We start from the raw sequence: 17750 nt of genomic DNA, 5'->3' as shown, positions 1-17750 counted from the left end.
CTCAGTTCCCTGCGGTGCGATTTTCGAAGTAGGTGGAGCGCTGGCCGCGCAGCACGATGTCGAAACGGTAGGCGAGCGAGTCGAGCGGCGTCGAGGCGTTGAGGTCGAGCGGCGCCACGAGGCGGTCGAGCGCGTCCTTGTCCGGGATCGTCGTCAGGATCGGACAGACCGGGATCAGGGGATCGCCCTCGAAATACATCTGCGTGATCAGCCGCTGCGCAAAGCCCGAGCCAAACACCGAGAAATGGATGTGGGCGGGACGCCAGCTGTTGACGTAGTTGCGCCAGGGATAGGGGCCCGGCTTCACGGTGCGGAAATAATAGTAGCCGGTGTCGTCGCTCAGCGCGCGGCCGCAGCCGCCGAAATTCGGATCGACCGGCGCCAGATACGTGTCCTTCCTGTGCCGGTAGCGGCCGCCGGCATTGGCCTGCCAGAATTCGACCAGCGTGTTCGGCACGCCGCGGCCGGTCTCGTCCAGCACGCGGCCATGGACGATGATGCGCTCGCCGACGGGATCGCCGTCCTTGGCGTAGTTGCGGATCAGGTCGTTGTCGAGCGGGCCGAGATCGTTGTGGCCGAACACCGGCCCCGTGATCTCCGAGATCGAATTCTCAAGCGACAGCAGCGCCTGGCGCGGTGAACGCAGCACCGAGGATTTGTAACCGGGCGCATGCGCCGGCGGATGAATATTGCGGTCGCGCTGGAAGAAGCCGCCGTCGCCGAGCGGCGGCGTGAACGGCTCGGGGCGATTGAGGCGGGGATCCTGCAAGGCTGGCGCCTGGACATTCATCGGCGTTGTCTCTCCCTGGGGCGCCGGTTCCGGGCGCGCGGCTTATCGGGAGATCATGGGCTGACCTATTCTCAAGATAAATAGATCGATTATAATGAATTATATGAAAGAAATCGATCATTTGGCGCTCGACGGCCACGCCCTCGAACTGTTCCTTGCCGTGCTGGAAGAAGGCTCCGTGACGGCGGCGGCCACGCGACTCGGACTGACGCAATCGGCGGTCAGCCACGGGCTGAACAAGCTGCGGCGGATCGCGGGCGATCCGCTGTTTGCCAAATCCGGCCGCGGCATCGTCGCCACCGCCCATGCCCAGGCCTTGGCTGCGAAGGCGCGGGCGCTGATCGACGAGATGCGCAGCTTTGCCGGCGGCGTCACCTTCGAGCCGGCGCGGGCGCAGCTTTCGCTGACGATCGCAGCCAATGATTTCCAGCGCGATCTGCTGCTGCCGCGGTTCTTCGATCATGTCGCGGCGCAGGTGAAGAGCCTGAACCTGCGCGTGATCCCCTCGCAGTCGCCCTCGCCCGCGATGCTGCGCGAAAACCGCTGCGATCTCCTGATCACGCCGCTGCCGCCCTCCGGCGTCGACATCGTGCAGAAGCGCCTGCTCAGCGACCACTACGTCTGCTACTTCGATCCCAGGGCGCGGACCGCTCCGGCCGGCCGCAGCACCTATCTCGCGGCGCGCCACGTCACGGTGGTCTATACCGACAACGAGCGGCTCGACTTCGACCGCCGGCTGGCGGCGAACGGCTTCCATCGTGACATCGCCATCTCCGTGCCGAGCTTTTCCGGCGTACCGCCCTTCCTGCGCGGCTCGCAGATGCTGGCGAGCATGCCGAGCCTGCTCGCCTCCGGCGTGATGCGCGGTTTCGCGCAAACGCCGATTCCACTGGCGTCGCGGACGCGCACGCTGGCCGAGCTGCCGATGTTCATGGTCTGGCACCAGCGCTACCAGAAAGATCCGGCCCATCGCTGGATCAGGGCACAACTGGAGTCTGTGGCTGCAACCGCCGGGAGCTGAATTCGGCGCGCGGGTTACGCCCCGTTCTCCGCGCGCCTCTTCCGCGGTCCGCGCCCATGCGATGGCCCGCCCCCATCAAACCCACTGGTTGCGTCGGGACGGCCACGCTAGAATTGTCCCATGACAGTGACCGACATTGCGAGCCGGACCTACAATCACAGCTGGCGGCTGGATCCCATCATCCGCAGCCTGCTTGATACCGACTTCTACAAGCTATTGATGTTGCAAATGATTCGGGAATCGTACCCGGGTCAGCAGGTGACCTTCTCGGTCATCAACCGCTCGCGCCATGTGCGGCTCGCCGAGATCATCGACGAGGGCGAGCTGCGCGCCCAGCTCGACCATGCCCGCACCCTCCGCTTCACCAAGAAAGAACTGATCTGGCTTGCCGGTAACACCTTCTACGGCAAGACCCACATGTTCTCGGCGGACTTCATCCGCTGGCTGGCCGAATTCCGACTGCCCGAATACGAGCTGCGCAAGGTCGAGGGCCAGTACGAGCTGCATTTCCACGGTCCCTGGACCCACACCACGATGTGGGAAATTCCGGCGCTCGCCATCCTCAACGAGTTGCGATCGCGCGCCGCGATGAAGGGCCGCGGCCGCTTCGAGCTCGACGTGCTCTATGCCCGCGCCAAGGCCAAGCTGTGGACCAAGGTCGAGCGGCTGCGCCAGCTCGAGAATTTGCGGCTCTCCGACTTCGGCACCCGTCGCCGCCACGGTTTCCTCTGGCAGCGCTGGTGCGTCGAGGCGGTGAAGGAAGGCCTGGGCCCGTCCTTCATCGGCACCTCCAACGTGCTGCTGGCGATGGACAATGATCTCGAAGCCATCGGCACCAACGCGCACGAGCTGCCGATGGTGGCGGCTGCGCTCGCCAAGGACGACGAGGAATTGCGCTGGGCGCCGTATCGCATCCTCGACCAGTGGCGCCAGACCTATGGCGGCAACCTCCTGATCGCGCTGCCCGACGCCTTCGGCACCAAGGCCTTCCTGCGCGATGCACCGGAATGGGTCGCCGACTGGACCGGCTTCCGCCCCGACAGCGCCCCCCCGGTCCAGGCCGGCGAGGAGATCGTTGCCTGGTGGCAGAAGAAGGGCCGCAACCCGAAGGACAAGCTGCTCGTGTTTTCCGACGCGATGGATGTCGGCTCGATCGAGGAGACCTATCACCACTTCACCGGCCGCGTCCGGCTCTCGTTCGGCTGGGGCACCAACCTCACCAACGATTTCGTCGGCTGCGCACCGGACGGCTCGTTCAATCTCGATCCGATCTCGCTGGTCTGCAAGGTGTCGTCGGTCGACGGACGCCCGGCCGTCAAGCTCTCCGACAATCCGGAGAAGGCCACCGGCATGCCGTCGGAGATCGAGCGTTATTTGCGCGTGTTCGGCGACGCCGGCCGCGTCCGCACGCCGGTGCTGGTCTAGCGCCAAACCAAATCTCTCGGTCAGGTAAACCACGCTGGACAAATGCGAGGGACTGGCGCGGCCATTGCCGCGCTGGTTCCGGTTTGCCGGCATTTGAAGCGATCTGCCGGCACCGGCTTCACAACGCTTTCACCCTGCGGCGCAGTCGCCTGCGTCTTTGATGCCCAGTTAAGCAACTTTCTCCACTACTTGGCGTTGCAGGCGCGACGCTCCGCTGGGGTCGTTGAGCGATTTGGGGAATGCAGGGTGTTTCGCAGAACAGCGACGTCGACGAGGAGACGCAGTTTCCTTCACGTCATCAAGCTCGTCTCGCCATTCGTGATGGTCGTCGTTTTGCAGGCGGCGATCGCGGGATTCAGCCTCGAGGTGATGTCATCGGTCCGCGCCTATGTCGCGGGCGAAGCGATGTGGTCGCGGTCACAGAAGAACGCCGTCTACTTCCTCAATCTCTACCTGCATTCGGGCGAGGCGAGCCAGTTCGCGCAGTACCAGACCTCGCTCGCCGTCCCCATCGGCGACGAATACGCAAGGTGGGCCCTCGAGCGCGATCCGGTCGACGTCGAGGCCGCCCGCATCGGCTTTCTGCAAGGCGGCAACCATCCCGACGACATTCCGGGGTTGATCTGGCTGTTTCGCTATTTCAATCGCGTCAGCTTCCTCCAGGAAGCGATCCGTGAATGGGCGGCCACCGATCCCATGCTGCTGGAGCTCAGCATCTTCGGCGAGGTCATCCGGTCTGAATTGCAGCACGGCCCCGTCGAGGACCGCGACCGCCTGCGGCTCCTGTCGTCGCGGCTCTCGGACCTCAACGCGCAGTTCACGGTGCATGCAAAACGGTTCTCTGCTGTCCTCGGCGAAGGCTCCCGCGCCATCAAGGTGACGCTGACGTGCATCAACATCGTGGCGGCCGCGACGCTGATCCTGCTCCTGATCTGGCACACGCGGCGCTTGATGCTGCAACGGCAGGCGTTCGAGGATGCGCTGCATGCCGAAAAGGAGCGTCTGGCCTGGCAGGCATCGCACGACTGGTTGACCGGCCTGTCCAACCGCCGCGCCTTCGAGGCGCGCCTGCAAAGCGAGCTGGACAATAGCGCAACGGGTTCGCTCGGCCTGATCCTGCTCGACCTCGACCAGTTCAAGAACGTCAACGACAGCTGCGGCCATCTCGCCGGAGACCGCCTGCTCTGCCAGGTCTCGCGCCTACTGCAACAGGACCGGCGGCCGCATGATCTGGTGGCCCGGCTCGGCGGCGACGAGTTCGGCCTGATCCTGCCGCGGTGCGCGCCCTCGAACGCCGTCGATATCGCAGAACGGCTGCGACGGTCGCTCGAGCTGTTCAATTTCGCCTGGGACGATCATTATTTTGCGGTGACCGCCAGCATCGGCGTCGCCTGTATCGCAGACGGCAACACCACGCTCGAGGATGCGATGCGGCGCGCGGATGCCGCCTGCTATCGCGCCAAGGAAAAGGGGCGCAACCGCGTTCAGGTCGACGGCGGCAGACCGGACGTCGTGGTGGTCGCGTCACGGACGCGCGAGGTCGTCGCGGCGCAAGGCTGATTGCCGGCTCGGGAAGCTGGGTTCGCCCCAAGCTCTGGCGATGGCGCGCTAATCCGCCTTGGCGCGAAAAGGGAAACCGGCGCCCGGCGCAGTTGTGACGCTGCGGCCACATCGCTCTGAAAACGCAGCGTCTTTCGCATTTCGACATATCACCTTGCGCGCTGGCCCACGATGGCCGGCGCCTCTCTCGCTAAGCATGGCACTGCCCAATATTTGCGGCGCGATTCCACCGGGACGTGCCGTGAGAGGAGTTCGGAAGTGCCTTGGAATCGTTTGCTGGCCCCGCGCAAGATCGTCCGTTCGAACACGCTTCGGCGGCGCACGCTACTCCTGAGCACCGCGATCGGTGCCTTCGCCGCAAGCAGTTCGCTGCCGTGGTTCATCACGCCGGCGCAAGCGGTGTGCGTGGTGACCGGGAGCGGCACGCTAACGACTCTTCAGTCGGGCGATTCAATTACCTGCGTCGGAAGCAACACCCAGATCAAAACAGCCCCCGTGGTCAACAATGTCACCATCAACATTGGCGACGGCACCACGGCGACCACAGTGAGCGACCCCACCTTTGCGAGCGTACTCCTTCAAGCGGCATCCAACAGCGCAATCAGGGTCTTCGGCAACGCATCGGTCATGTCGACCAGCAGCGACGGCATCGCCGTGACCGGTGGCACCAACAATACCATAACCATCGATGCAGGGGCCGTGGTTGGGTCGACGGCCTTCCCCTCGACGAGCCTCGGCCTGGCCAATTCGAGCAACAACCTCGTCGTGATCGGAGGCACGGTTGGAAGCGCCGCTCCCGCAGCCATCGGCATCGGCATCGGCGCCGGGGCGGCGGGCAACCAGGTGAACATCCTGTCGAGCGGCCTTGTCCAGGCCGGCAACGTCGCCGCCATCGATCTCAACAGCGCAGGCAATGGCAACGTCATCAATAATGCCGGCGTGATCTCAAGTGTTAGCACGGCAATCCTCGGCTCGATCAATCAGGACACCGTCATCAACTCGGGCGCGATCACCAGCAGCGGCGTCAGCACGGCTGTCGATCTCAAGGACGGCAGCGACGTCTTCGAATTGCGCGCGGGATCGAACATCACGGGGCGGGTCCTCGGCGGCAACGGAACGGACACGCTGCGTCTGGGTGGGACCGTCAACGCTGCGTTCGACCTCAACACGTTTGGTGTGTCCGGTCAGTTCCGGGAATTCGAGGCTCTGGAGAAGACCGGAAGCTCCAACTGGACGCTGCATGGCTCGACAAACGAATTCGCGAGCATGAATGTCCTGGCCGGCACCCTTGAGGTGAGCGGCTCGATGCCAAACATCGGGACGGTCGTGAGCGGCGGCACGCTCAGTGGCAGCGGCATGATCGGATCGCTCACAGTGCTGTCGGGCGGCACGGTCGCGCCTGGCAATCTCGGTCAACTCGTCGTCAGCAGCAATGCGGCGTTCCAGTCGGGGTCGACGTACGCGATCTCGGTCAACGCGGCCGGACAATCAGACAAGATTGCCGCCGTGAGCGCGACGCTGACCGGCGGCACCGTCGCCGTCACCACGCTTGCAGGCGCCTACAATCCCTCGACGCAATATACCATCCTCAGCACGACGGCTGGCCTCACCGGCAGCTTCGCGGGCGTGACTGTCAGCGGATACAATCCGCAGCTGTTCGCGTCCTCCCTCAGCTATGACGGATTCAACGTTCTCCTGACGCTCAACTACAACAACGCCGGATTCCCCTCCATCGCCCAGACGCAGAACCAGAACGCCGTGGCCGGCGCACTGAGCGCATTCGGTCCCAATCTGCCCTTCCTCTCGTCTTTCGCAGGCCAGAGCGACGCCCAGCTCCGTTACAATCTGGACCAGCTTTCGGGTGAAGCGGCGACCGGCGCCCAGCAGGGCGCCTTCGAGTTCACGAGCCAGTTCCTCGGCCTGATGCTCGATCCATTCGTCGGCGGGCGCGGTGGCGTGAGCGCGGGCGACACAGCGCTCGGCTTCAGCCCCGAGCGCGCCGCGATGCCTGAAGATATTGCCCTCGCCTACAACAAGGTTCTGGGCGTGCCGCCTGCGAAAGCGCCTGTCTTTGCTGAGCGCTGGACGGCTTGGGGCACCGCGTTCGGCGGCACCAACCGCACCAGCGGCGATCCCGTCGTGATCGGCAGTCATGACCTCAGCGCGCGCGCCGTCGGCGTCGCAGCCGGCGCCGATTATCACTTCAGCCGCGATGCGCTCGTCGGCTTCGCGCTCTCGGGCGGCGGCACCAGATGGGATCTCGCGCAGGCGATCGGCGGCGGCAAGAGCGATGCGATGCAGGCCGGCGTCTACACCGCGGTGCGCACAGGCCCGGCCTATTTCGCCGCCTCGCTCGCCGTGGCCAATCACTGGATGTCGACGGACCGACTCGCGCCGTTCGGCAACCAGCTCACCGCGAAGTTCGACGCGCAAACCGTCGGCGGCCGCATCGAGGGCGGCTATCGCTTCGTCACGGCGATCGGCGGCGTCACGCCATACGCGGCGGCGCAGGCGCAGGCATTTCGCACACCGACTTATACCGAGACCGATCTCGCCGGCAGCGGCTTTGGCCTGACCTATCGGGGACGCACCGCCAGCGACGTCAGGAGCGAGCTCGGCGCGCGCTTCGACCGCGCGACGCTCCTGACGCCGAATGCGGTCCTGACGTTGCGCGGCCGCGCGGCCTGGGCCCATGATTGGGTGAGCGATCCGACGCTCGTCGCCGCATTCCAGGTGCTGCCCGGCGCGAGCTTCATCGTCAACGGCGCGACGCCGGCAAAGAACGCCGCGCTCGCATCTGCCGGAGCCGAGCTGAAGTTCTCGAACGGCGTTGCGCTGTCGGCCAAATTCGACGGCGAGTTCGCGGCTCACAGCACGACCTATTCCGGGACCGCGAGCCTTCGATACGCGTGGTAGCCGCTTGGCGCCTCAAGCCGACCGTACGCCGACCGGCACGATCCCGAGGCCGGCGAGATGCGTATCGACGAATTGCTCGACCTGCTGGCGCAGCATCTGGGGCGGCACTGCAATCATGCGCTCCTCGAGGCCGAGCGAGATGATTCCATGCACGGCGGAAAACAGCGAGCGCGACAGCAGCGCGATCCTCACATCGTCCGCATCCGGTAGCAGCCGCACCAGGGGTGGATGCATCAGCGCGAAGGCGTCCATCACCATCTGAAGGATGTCGTCGGGATAAGGGCGGTCGTCCTCCATCCGATGCTCGAACAGCGATCGCAGCAGATTGGCGTGCTCCGCGAAGAATTCGAGGTAGGTCCCGGCAAGCCCATAGAGCTGGCGGACCGGATCCTCCGCCGGAACGCCGCCGAGCCGTACCGTCAGCGCCTGAACGGTCTCCCGGTTCACGGTCAGGATCACCCCGTCGAAGTCGCCGAACTCGTTATAGACGCTGCCAACCGAGCAGCCGGCGGCCTCCGCGACATCCCGAACCTTCAACGATCTCAGCCCCTTAGCTGCAATGATGCCGCGGGCGATCTCGAGGATCAGGAGCCTGCGCCGATTTTTTTTCTGGTCTCGCGGCGATTCTGCTTGAACATTGTTCATTTTAAAGCTACTCATGTGAACATTGTTCAAATTAACCTGGAGACCTGCAAAATGCAAACCCTCGCTGTTGATATCGCCTCCACCTTCGTCGATGACGCCGTGGCTCTCATCGCAGGATCTGGCCGCGCCTTCCTGCGGTTCGCGATGGCACCGGTCGATCGCATTGCAAATGCCTGCGACATTGCCGGCGTGCTCACGGAGCGTCGCGCCACCTTCCGGATGTGGCGAGCGAGCCGCGGCCGCGCAAATCATCAGGGCCGCCGGTTCAGCCTGCTCGGCCGCCTCTCGCCCTTTCGCCACCTCGCCCATCTCACCTGAGGCGGGCGCAGCCGGGACGTTCCGGTCGGCTCGAATGCAAGATCCGGTTGCAAGGAAGGACTTACCATGTCCCGACATTGGCACCCGGTCCGGAAATCCTCGGCGATGCGGTTCAGCTTTTCCTCATCGCCCCACGCGATACCCCGATAGGCGCGACCCGTCCGTCCGAACTGCGGCCGCGACCAGAAAATTGCGAACCTAACGAGACCACTTGGAGACCAACAGGATCAGGGGGACCGAGGGGACAGAGCAGGCAGCGACCGTCGTCACCCTGCAATCGTTTATCCCGCATCCTTCCGGTCGTGACGTTTCACCTACCGTAAACACCTCAGGCTGCCTTTCAAAACAGGACTGGTCATGATCAGGGACTTGATGTCGTCACGCCGCTTCGCGCCGCTGTTCTGGGCGCAATTCTTCTCGGCGCTCAATGACAACGTGCTCAAGAACGCACTCGTCATCATCCTGCTTTACAGCGCCGCAACCGGCCATGGCGATGCCCTGGTGACGGTCGCAGGCGCCGTCTTCATCTTCCCCTATTTCATCCTGTCCGGCCTCGGCGGTCAGCTCGCCGACAAATACGTCAAATCCGTCGTCGCAAGGCGGCTCAAATTCGTCGAGATCTTCGCCGCCTGCTTTGCTGCTGCCGGCTTCTTCCTCCACTCGGTGCCGCTGCTGTTCACGGCGCTCGCGCTGTTCGGCACCATCGCCGCCCTGTTCGGCCCGGTGAAATACGCCATGCTGCCGGACCAGCTCGAGCTCGGTGAGCTCGCGACCGGCAACGCCCTGGTCGAAGGCGCGACCTTCATGGCCATCCTGCTCGGCACCGTCGCCGGCGGCCAGTTCGTGGCCGGCTCCACCCATATGGGCTGGGTCGCATCGGCCGTCGTTGTGCTGGCCCTGTTGTCCTGGGCCTTCGCCTCCCGCATTCCGCAGACAACCCCCTCTGCACCCGATCTGCCCGTCGATGCGAATCCCTGGACCTCGACGCTCAGCCTGCTCAAAACGCTCTACGCCGACCACCGGCTGTGGGACGGCACCGTGATCGTCTCCTGGTTCTGGCTGGTCGGCGCGATCGTGCTGTCGCTGCTGCCGGCGCTGGTCAAGGAGGTCGTCGGTGGCACCGAGGGCGTGGTGACGCTCTGCCTTGCGATCTTCGCGATCGGCATTGCCATCGGCTCACTGTTCGCGGCCAGCCTCAGCCACGTTCGGCCGAACCTCGCACTGGTGCCGATCGGCGCCATCATCATGGGCTTTGCCGGCCTCGACCTCGCCTGGGCCATCGCCGTGACCGCCAAGGGGCAGAACATCGCTGCGGTCGACTTCGCAACCTCGTTCGCGGGTCTGCGCATGCTGATCGACTTCGTCGCCTTCGCATTCGGCGGCGGCCTGTTCGTCGTTCCGTCCTTTGCCGCCGTGCAAGCGTGGTCGGCGCCGAATGAGCGCGCCCGCATCATCGCCGCCGGCAACGTGCTGCAGGCCGCCTTCATGGTGGTCGGCTCGCTGTTCGTGGCGCTGCTGCAGGCGGGCGGATTGCATGTCGGCTGGATCTTCTTCGGACTCGGCGTCGCAAGCTTCGGCGCGGTCTGGTTCGTGCTGACGAAATGGGGCAAGGAAGGCGTGCGCGATTTCGGCGGGCTGCTGTTCCGTGCGCTGTTCCGCACCGAAGTTCGCGGGCTCGAGAACCTGCCGCCTGCCGGCACGCGGATGCTGATCGCGCCCAACCATGTCAGCCTGATCGACGGCCCGCTGCTGCACGCCGTGCTGCCGATCGACGCGAGCTTCGCCGTGGATACCGGCATCTCCAAGGCCTGGTGGGCCAAGCCGTTCCTTCGCGTGGTCAAGCACTACACCATGGACCCGACCAAGCCGCTGGCCGCGCGCGACCTGATCAAGCTCGTTGCCGCCGGCGAACCGGTGGTGATCTTCCCGGAAGGACGCATCACCGTCTCCGGCTCGCTGATGAAGGTCTATGACGGCACCGCGATGATCGCGGACAAGGCCGACGCTGTCGTCGTGCCCGTCCGCATCGAAGGCGCACAACGCTCGCATCTCAGCTATCTCAACTCTAGCCAGATCAAGCGCTCGTGGTTCCCGCGGGTGACGGTCACGATCCTGCCGCCGGTCAAGCTTCCGGTCGATCCGGCCCTGAAGGGCAAGGCGCGCCGCAATGCGGCGGGCGCCGCGCTTCAGGACGTGATGATCGATGCGATGGTCAAGAACGCCATGCTCGATCACTCGCTGTTCGAAGCGCTCGGACATGCCTATCGCGACCGCGACACCGGCAAGGTCATCATCGAGGACGCGCTCGGCACCAAGCTGACCTATCGCAAGCTGATCCTCGGCGCGCAGGTCCTGAGCCGCAAGCTCGAGACCGGCACCTCCATCGGCGAGAATGTCGGCGTGCTGCTGCCGAATTCCGCGGGCGTCGCCGTCGTCTTCATGGCGCTGCAGAGCATCGGCCGCGTCCCGGCGATGCTCAACTTCTCGGCCGGACCGGTCAACGTGCTTGCCGCCATGAAGGCCGCGCAGGTCAAGACCGTGCTGACCTCGAAGGCCTTCATCGAGAAAGGCAAGCTCGACAAGCTGATGGCCGCGATCTCTGCCGAGGCGCGCGTCGTTTATCTCGAGGATGTCCGCGCCTCGATCGGCGCGGCCGACAAGATCAAGGGCCTGCTGGCCGGCACCGCGCCGCGCGTCACCCGCCAGGCGAACGATCCGGCCGTCGTGCTGTTCACGTCGGGCTCGGAAGGCACGCCCAAGGGCGTGGTGCTGTCCCACCGCAACATCCTCGCCAACGCAGCGCAGGCGCTGGCGCGGGTCGACGCCAACGCCAACGACAAGGTGTTCAACGTGCTGCCGGTGTTCCACTCCTTCGGGCTGACCGGCGGAATGATGATGCCGATGCTCGCGGGCATTCCGATCTACATGTACCCCTCGCCGCTGCACTACCGGATCGTGCCCGAGCTGATCTACCAGACCGGCGCCACCATCCTGTTCGGCACCGACACCTTCCTCACCGGCTATGCGCGCTCGGCACATGCCTACGACTTCCGCACGCTGCGCCTGGTGATCGCCGGCGCCGAGGCGGTGAAGGATCGCACCCGGCAGGTGTTCATGGAGCGCTACGGCATCCGCATTCTCGAAGGCTACGGTGTCACCGAGACGGCGCCGGTGCTGGCGATGAACACGCCGATGGCCAACCGTCCCGGCACTGTCGGCCGCCTGTCGCCGCTGATGGAAAGCAAGCTCGACCCGGTCCCCGGCATCGAGGAAGGCGGACGCCTGTCGGTGCGCGGACCGAACGTGATGCTCGGATACTTGCGGGCCGAAAATCCTGGCGTGCTCGAACCGCTCGCCGAGGGCTGGCACGACACCGGCGACATCGTGGCGATTGACCCGGCCGGCTTCATCACCATCAAGGGCCGCGCCAAGCGCTTCGCCAAGATCGCGGGCGAAATGGTCTCGCTGTCGGCGGTCGAAAGCATTGCAACCGCGCTGTGGCCGCAGGCCGCATCGGTCGCCGTGTCGATCCCGGACCAGCGCAAGGGCGAGCGCATCGTGCTGCTGACGACGGAGAAGAACGCCGAACGCAGCGCAATGCAGGGCCAGGCCAAGGCGATCGGCGCGTCCGAACTGACCGTGCCCGCGGCGATCATGGTGGTCGACAAGGTGCCGCTGCTCGGCACCGGCAAGACCGACTATGTCACCGCAACGACGATGGCCCGCGAGCAGGCGTCCTCGGCGGAGCGCGAGGTTGCGTGAGATCCAACCCATCGCCATCGCACCGGCGGACACCCGGTGCGATGGCGTGGCTTTGCTTCATGGCATCGGGGTCGGCTCCTGGACGCTGAAGCGGCTTGAGCGAGCGCTACAACGCCGCGGTTTTGCGACGCTCAACCTCGACTACCCCAGCCGCAAGAAACCGATCGAGGCACTCGCCGAGGAGATCCACGCGCCAGTCGCTGCATTTGCGGCGCAATGCGACGGCGCGATCCACTTCGTCGCACATTCCATGGGCGGGCTGCTCGCGCGTGTTTATATTTCGAGGCATCGGCCGGCACGGCTCGGCCGCGTCGTGATGCTGGGCACGCCCAACGGCGGCAGCGAGGTCGCCGATCTGCTGAAGGATATTTCAATCTACCGCGCCGTTTTCGGCCCGGCCGGCCTGCAGCTTACGACCGCTCAAGCCCCCGCGCTCGCCGACCTGCCGTCGCCCGACTACCCCGTTGGCATCATCGCGGGGTGTCGCACCATCGCGCCGATCGCCTCGACCTTTGTTCTGCCCCGTCCCAATGACGGCAGGGTCTCGGTTGCGAGCGCGAAACTGGCCGACATGGCCGACCACATCGTCGTCAAGGCGTCCCATACCGGACTGCCCCGCCATACCGTTGCGATCGAGCAGACAATCGCCTTTCTGCACGATGGCCGCTTTCGCAACGCTCAGCTCACCTGAGCAGGAGATAGCGAACCGGGTTGTCGTCGCACTGCCCCGCTCCGCACTCCAGCACGGTGGACAGCAGATTTGCGGCGACCAGCAAGGCGAAGATCGCAAATACCGCGTGAGATGCCGGCCCGTTGAGGGGTGCGTCCCCTTCTCGCTTGCCGGTCACATCCTTCAGAACGAAGACAAGCGCGACATAGCAGACGAGCCCGACCGCCGCGATGAGCGCCCAGGTGTAGAAATGCAAGCCCAGCAGCGTCGAGCCGTATCCGGGATCGCCGGGCGCGAGATGCAGCGACACCTGCCGGATCGAGATGAAGCCGGTGACGAGGCTGGCTATGAGGATCATCGCATAGTGCGAGGGACGTTCACCAAGGCGCATGTTGAACAGGAACCCCATGCCGACCGCAATGAACCCGGCCCTTTGGAGCAGGCACAGCGGGCAAGGCAACTCACCGAGCGCAAGCTGATAAAAGAATGCGACGGTCAGGACCGACGAGATCCCGAGCAGCCCGAGCACGTTCAGGACCGCGCCGACCGGTTGTTGCTCGTTGATCGCTGTGGTGCTCATCTCGACACCCTCAGAAGGAAAATTTGAGCGGATCAGTCGCGTGGTGGAAGAACCACGCGACGATGACGACAATTGTTGTGCTCCAGAGCGCATAGCTCAGCCCCGCGCGCGAACGCCAGACGCAGGCGCAGCCCACCAGCGCCAGCAGAAAGGGCAGAAACATGTACATCGGCACGGGCTCCTTGCGCGATTCGCTTCCTGGGCGAGCGGGCGCAAGACATACGTCAGCCCTGCACGCCCCTCAAGAGCCGGCCTCGCTGCGCCGCTCCTGCGCATAGCGCACCAGCGCCGCGAAGCGATAGATGCCGTGCACGAATTTGCCGTAGGGCATGGTGATGAACAGCGCGAACACCGCGCCGAGATGCAGCGCCAGCAGCGGCCCCATCGCGGCAGTCTCGCGCAGCACCAGAAGCAGCATACCCGTGACGCCGGTCAGGAACAGCATGGCGATGAAGCCGACGTCCATGCCGTAGCGGTTCTCGTCGAGCAGTGCCGGATCACGGCGCGCCTTCGCGACGAAGAGCCCGATCGGACCGACGATGAGGCCGATGCCGCCGAGCGTGCCGAGCACGACGGGGACGTCCCACCAGGGATACGGCGCCTCGCGGGACAGGAGATAATGATACAGCGTGGCGACCGAGGTCGCGGCAAAGCACAGCAGGAAGCCGTAAAACGTCAGGTGATGAAAAAACTTGCGCCGGTCGGTCGGCTTGTCGTCCTCGTTGTAGCAGCCGACGCCGCCGCCATGGAGATAGCGCAGTTCGCCGGCGTCGCGGATCGCCTGGAAGATGGAGCCACCGTCGGCGCGTCCGCCGATCGGCGTACCGATGTCGCGCCAGAACGCGCGCACGCTCATGACCAGCGCGAGCACCGCATAGAGGAACGCTGCGCTGAAGAGCGCAGCCATCGCGTTGTGCGGCATCAGCTTGTAGAACGCGCCAGGCCCGGTGTGCACGCCGAACAGCACGCTGCGGTCATTCAAGGCGGCGAAACCGAGGATGAAGGCGGCCATGCTGAGCGCAGCAATGATGCTGATGACGAGGCCGTTGCGCGCGAAGGCGCCGGACAGCGCACCCGGCCAGGCATAGGCCGCATAGGACTCGGCGCGCGCCACCGCGAGCGTCTTCGGGACGTTGACATTGAACTCGTGCGGCGGCGAGAACTGGCAGTCGACGTAGCAGGCGCCGCAGGAGTGGCAGAGGTTGGCGAGGTAGTTGAGGTCGCCGTCGGAAAAGGCGCGGCGCATTTCCATGGCCGGAAACACCGCGCACAGACCTTCGCAGTAGCGGCAGGAATTGCAGACCGTCATCAGGCGGTCGGCCTCGTCAAGGATCCTAGTTCCGTGCATGTTTCGCCGCTTCCCGTCCTGCGATCCGCCCGAACACGCTGCCGATGGTCATGCCCATGCCGGCGGCATAGCCTTTGCCGAGCACGTTGCCCGCCATGATCTCGCCGGCCGCGAACATGTTGGCCGACGGTTTGCCGTCTGCCATCAGCATCCGCGCCTCCTTGTTCACGCGCGTGCCGAGATAGGTGAAGGTGATGCCGGGCCGCACCGGATAGGCGAGATAGGGCGGCGTCTCGATCCGCCTCGCCCAGTGCGTCTTGGGCGGCGTGATGCCTTCGGTCACGCAGTCGTCCAGGATGGTATGGTCGAAGGTGCCCGGCCGCACTGCCGCGTTGAACTGGGTGATGGTCTTCTCCAGCGCGGCGGGATCGAGTTCGAGCTTGCCGGCGAGCTCGGCGACCGTCTGCCCCGCGATCGGCGGGAACAGCGTCGGCATGAAGCTCGTGACGACCGTTGAATCAAAAATGATGTAGGCGATCTGGTCGGGCTGCGCTGCCACCAGCCGGCCCCAGATGGCGTAGCGCTTCGGCCAGATGTCCTCGCCCTCGTCATAGAAGCGCTGCGAGTGCTTGTTGACGACGATGCCGAACACGACGGAGTCGTGACGCGTGATGATGCCGCCGTCGAATTTCGGCGCGCGGGCATCGATTGCCACCGCATGACATTGCGTGGGATCGCCGACCTCCTGCACGCCCTTGTCGAGCAGCATCTTCAGGATCGAGCCGCGGTTATAGGGCGTGCCGCGGATCAGGAAATTGTCGGCGGCCTCGCCCCAATACTGCTTCAGCCATTCGATGTTGGCCTCGAACCCGCCGGCCGCCGCGACCAGCGCGGTCGCGCGGATCTCGGTCTCGCCCCCGATCGGCCGCTTGAGGCGCGCGGCGAGGAACATGCCGTCCTCGATCACGAGGTCCGTGACTTCGGCGTCGTATTCGACGTCGACGCCGAGCCGCTCCGCGGTGAGATAGAGCGCGTTGAGCATCGCGCGGCCGCCGCCGAGGAAGAAGGAGTTGGTGCGGCCAAGGCTCAGCGTGCCGCCGAGCGAGGGCTGCCAGCGCACGCCCTGCTCCACGATCCAGTTCAGGATGTCCTTGGACTCGCGGATCATGTGTCGCGCGAGCACCTCGTCGGTCTGCCCGCCGGTGACGCGCAGCAGATCCTCCCAGAACTCCTCCTCGGTGTAGGGGCCAGTGAGGATTTCCGTCGCCGCGTCATGGGCGCAGCGCATGTTGCGGGTGTGGCGCGTGTTGCCGCCGCGATAGAATTTCGGCGCGCCCTCCAGCACGAGCACCGAGGCACCGCCGCGGCGCGCCGAGATCGCCGCGCACAGCGCCGCGTTGCCGCCGCCGATCACCAGCACGTCGTATTTGCTGCTCATGCCGTCTGCCCGATGCGACGAAGTTAGAGACATTCTGCCGCTGATGGCCCCGATCAATCCGGACGGCCATTGCGTACTTTTGTATACAAAGATATACATCCGCGGTGCAAGCGGCATCTCTGCATGGGCAGGATGCGCCGTGAGGGAACATGGCCAGACGCCCGGCAAAGACAGGCGGATCGATCGCGCGCGGCGCCGGCGTCGCGCTGGGCGAAGCCGTGTTCCGCTCGCTCTGCGAGGCGCTCCAGGCCGGCAGCTACCGCGCCGGCGACCGATTGCGCGAGGAAGAAGTCGCCCAGCGGCTGAAGGTCAGCCGCACGCCGGTTCGTGAGGCGCTCGGCCGTCTCGCGGCCCGCGGCTTCGTCGAGCCTGCCGGCGGCCGCGGGCTGATCGTGCGCAACCTCGACATTTCCGAGGTGCTCGAGCTCTACGCCATGCGCGAGATCATGGAGGGCGCCGCCGCGCGCCTCGCTGCCGAGCATGCCTCGGCACCAGAGATCGATGCGCTCAGGGACATCGAGCAGGCGTTTGTCGAGGCGTCCGAAACCGACGCCGCCGAGATGGCGAGGCTCAACCGCGCCTTCCACGAAGCCATCTGCCGCGCCGCGCGCAACCGCTATCTCGACAATGCCTCGCGTGAACTGCAGGACTGGATCGCGCTGCTCGGTCCCACCACCTTCACCGTAACCGGCCGTCCGTCAACCAGCCACGGGGAACATCAGGCCATCATCGACGCGATCGCCGCCCGCGACGGCGACAAGGCGGAACAACTCGCCCGCGCGCACATTCGTGAAGCACTGCGCTGCCGTCTGAAGCTGTTGCAGAAGCAATAGCGGCGGGACGCTAAGGCAAGGCGCTCAGGCAATCACGTCAGCAACGACCGCCTTCAACACGCCCCGCGCATCGTCCGGCTTGAGCCGGACCTGCAAGCCGCGCTGGCCGCCGTTGATATAGACCCGATCATGCGTGAGCGCGCTCTGCTCGATCACGGTCCACACCGGTTTCCGTTGCCCGAAAGGACTGATGCCGCCGACCTTGAAGCCGGTGACGCGCTCGGCTTCCGGCGGCTTCATCATCTGCGCCGCCTTGCCGCCGGCGGCAGCTGCGAGCTTCTTCATGGATACTTCCTGGTCGGACGGGACGACGACGCAGACCGGCTTGCCGTCGACCAGCGCCATCAGCGTCTTCAGCACGCGCGCCGGATCTTCCCCGAGCGCGGACGCCGCCTGGAGCCCGATGCTTTCGGCGTCAGGATCGTAGTCGTAGGTGTGGACGGTGAAGGCAACGCCGGCGGCCGCGAGCGCGCGCGTGGCAGGGGTGGCTTTGGACATGCGCGA

14 protein-coding genes are annotated in these 17750 nt (G+C 65.3%); 7 read left to right on the top strand and 7 right to left on the bottom strand.

Annotation, left to right across the window (positions count from 1 at the left end):
• Position 1: 1 nt before the first annotated feature.
• The gene (gene pcaH, locus NLM25_RS09935; RefSeq protein WP_254116709.1) at positions 2–790 is read right to left on the bottom strand and encodes a protocatechuate 3,4-dioxygenase subunit beta; all 789 of its coding nucleotides are present in this window, start codon (positions 788–790) and stop codon (positions 2–4) included.
• A gap of 94 nt (positions 791–884) precedes the next feature.
• On the opposite strand from pcaH, the gene NLM25_RS09930 reads away from it, so the two are divergent.
• The 4 genes from NLM25_RS09930 to NLM25_RS09915 all read left to right on the top strand — a co-directional run bounded on the left by NLM25_RS09930 (position 885) and on the right by NLM25_RS09915 (position 7712).
• Entirely contained in the window at positions 885–1811 is a 927-nt protein-coding gene (locus tag NLM25_RS09930; RefSeq protein WP_254136812.1) for a LysR family transcriptional regulator, read from the top strand.
• Between the two features lie 120 nt (positions 1812–1931).
• On the top strand, positions 1932–3236 hold the full coding sequence (gene pncB / locus NLM25_RS09925; RefSeq protein ID WP_254136811.1) for a nicotinate phosphoribosyltransferase: 1305 nt from the start codon (positions 1932–1934) through the stop codon (positions 3234–3236).
• 246 nt (positions 3237–3482) lie between these two features.
• Entirely contained in the window at positions 3483–4796 is a 1314-nt protein-coding gene (locus tag NLM25_RS09920; RefSeq protein ID WP_254136810.1) for a GGDEF domain-containing protein, read from the top strand.
• 258 nt (positions 4797–5054) lie between these two features.
• Positions 5055–7712, top strand: coding sequence for an autotransporter domain-containing protein (locus tag NLM25_RS09915; protein ID WP_254136809.1), 2658 nt, complete (start codon positions 5055–5057; stop codon positions 7710–7712).
• Between the two features lie 12 nt (positions 7713–7724).
• On the opposite strand, the gene NLM25_RS09910 is transcribed toward NLM25_RS09915, so the two are convergent.
• Entirely contained in the window at positions 7725–8357 is a 633-nt protein-coding gene (locus tag NLM25_RS09910; RefSeq protein WP_254141145.1) for a TetR/AcrR family transcriptional regulator, read from the bottom strand.
• Between the two features lie 675 nt (positions 8358–9032).
• Here NLM25_RS09910 and NLM25_RS09905 point away from each other — a divergent pair.
• Positions 9033–12437, top strand: a complete 3405-nt coding sequence (locus NLM25_RS09905) for an acyl-[ACP]--phospholipid O-acyltransferase (protein ID WP_254136808.1) — start codon at positions 9033–9035, stop codon at positions 12435–12437.
• The gene (locus NLM25_RS09900) at positions 12430–13128 is read left to right on the top strand and encodes an alpha/beta fold hydrolase (RefSeq protein ID WP_254136807.1); all 699 of its coding nucleotides are present in this window, start codon (positions 12430–12432) and stop codon (positions 13126–13128) included. The genes NLM25_RS09905 and NLM25_RS09900 overlap by 8 nt, the downstream gene beginning before the upstream one ends.
• On the opposite strand, the gene NLM25_RS09895 is transcribed toward NLM25_RS09900, so the two are convergent.
• The 4 genes from NLM25_RS09895 to tcuA all read right to left on the bottom strand — a co-directional run bounded on the left by NLM25_RS09895 (position 13121) and on the right by tcuA (position 16413).
• Positions 13121–13687: a disulfide bond formation protein B gene (locus NLM25_RS09895; protein ID WP_254116702.1), complete on the bottom strand. Its 567-nt coding sequence runs from the start codon at positions 13685–13687 to the stop codon at positions 13121–13123. The two genes, NLM25_RS09900 and NLM25_RS09895, sit on opposite strands and share 8 nt — an antisense overlap.
• A 10-nt stretch (positions 13688–13697) precedes the next feature.
• Positions 13698–13856 (bottom strand): DUF5993 family protein, encoded by a 159-nt coding sequence (locus NLM25_RS09890; protein ID WP_254116701.1) that lies wholly within the window; start codon positions 13854–13856, stop codon positions 13698–13700.
• 72 nt (positions 13857–13928) lie between these two features.
• Positions 13929–15035 carry a tricarballylate utilization 4Fe-4S protein TcuB gene (gene tcuB, locus NLM25_RS09885; RefSeq protein WP_254136806.1) on the bottom strand — a complete coding sequence of 369 codons (1107 nt, stop codon included), beginning with the start codon at positions 15033–15035 and terminating at the stop codon, positions 13929–13931.
• Positions 15022–16413, bottom strand: a complete 1392-nt coding sequence (gene tcuA, locus NLM25_RS09880; RefSeq protein ID WP_254136805.1) for an FAD-dependent tricarballylate dehydrogenase TcuA — start codon at positions 16411–16413, stop codon at positions 15022–15024. Before tcuA ends, tcuB begins: the two co-directional genes overlap by 14 nt.
• A gap of 149 nt (positions 16414–16562) precedes the next feature.
• On the opposite strand from tcuA, the gene NLM25_RS09875 reads away from it, so the two are divergent.
• Positions 16563–17246, top strand: a complete 684-nt coding sequence (locus tag NLM25_RS09875; protein WP_254116698.1) for a GntR family transcriptional regulator — start codon at positions 16563–16565, stop codon at positions 17244–17246.
• Between the two features lie 24 nt (positions 17247–17270).
• Here the strand turns inward: NLM25_RS09875 and ybaK are convergent, their stop codons facing one another.
• Positions 17271–17744, bottom strand: a complete 474-nt coding sequence (gene ybaK, locus NLM25_RS09870) for a Cys-tRNA(Pro) deacylase (RefSeq protein WP_254136804.1) — start codon at positions 17742–17744, stop codon at positions 17271–17273.
• Positions 17745–17750 lie beyond the last annotated feature (6 nt).

This window comes from Bradyrhizobium sp. CCGB01 (assembly GCF_024199795.1).
In the GTDB taxonomy this organism is placed as follows: Bacteria; Pseudomonadota; Alphaproteobacteria; order Rhizobiales; family Xanthobacteraceae; genus Bradyrhizobium.
This window is presented reverse-complemented; position numbering and strand designations above follow the sequence as displayed.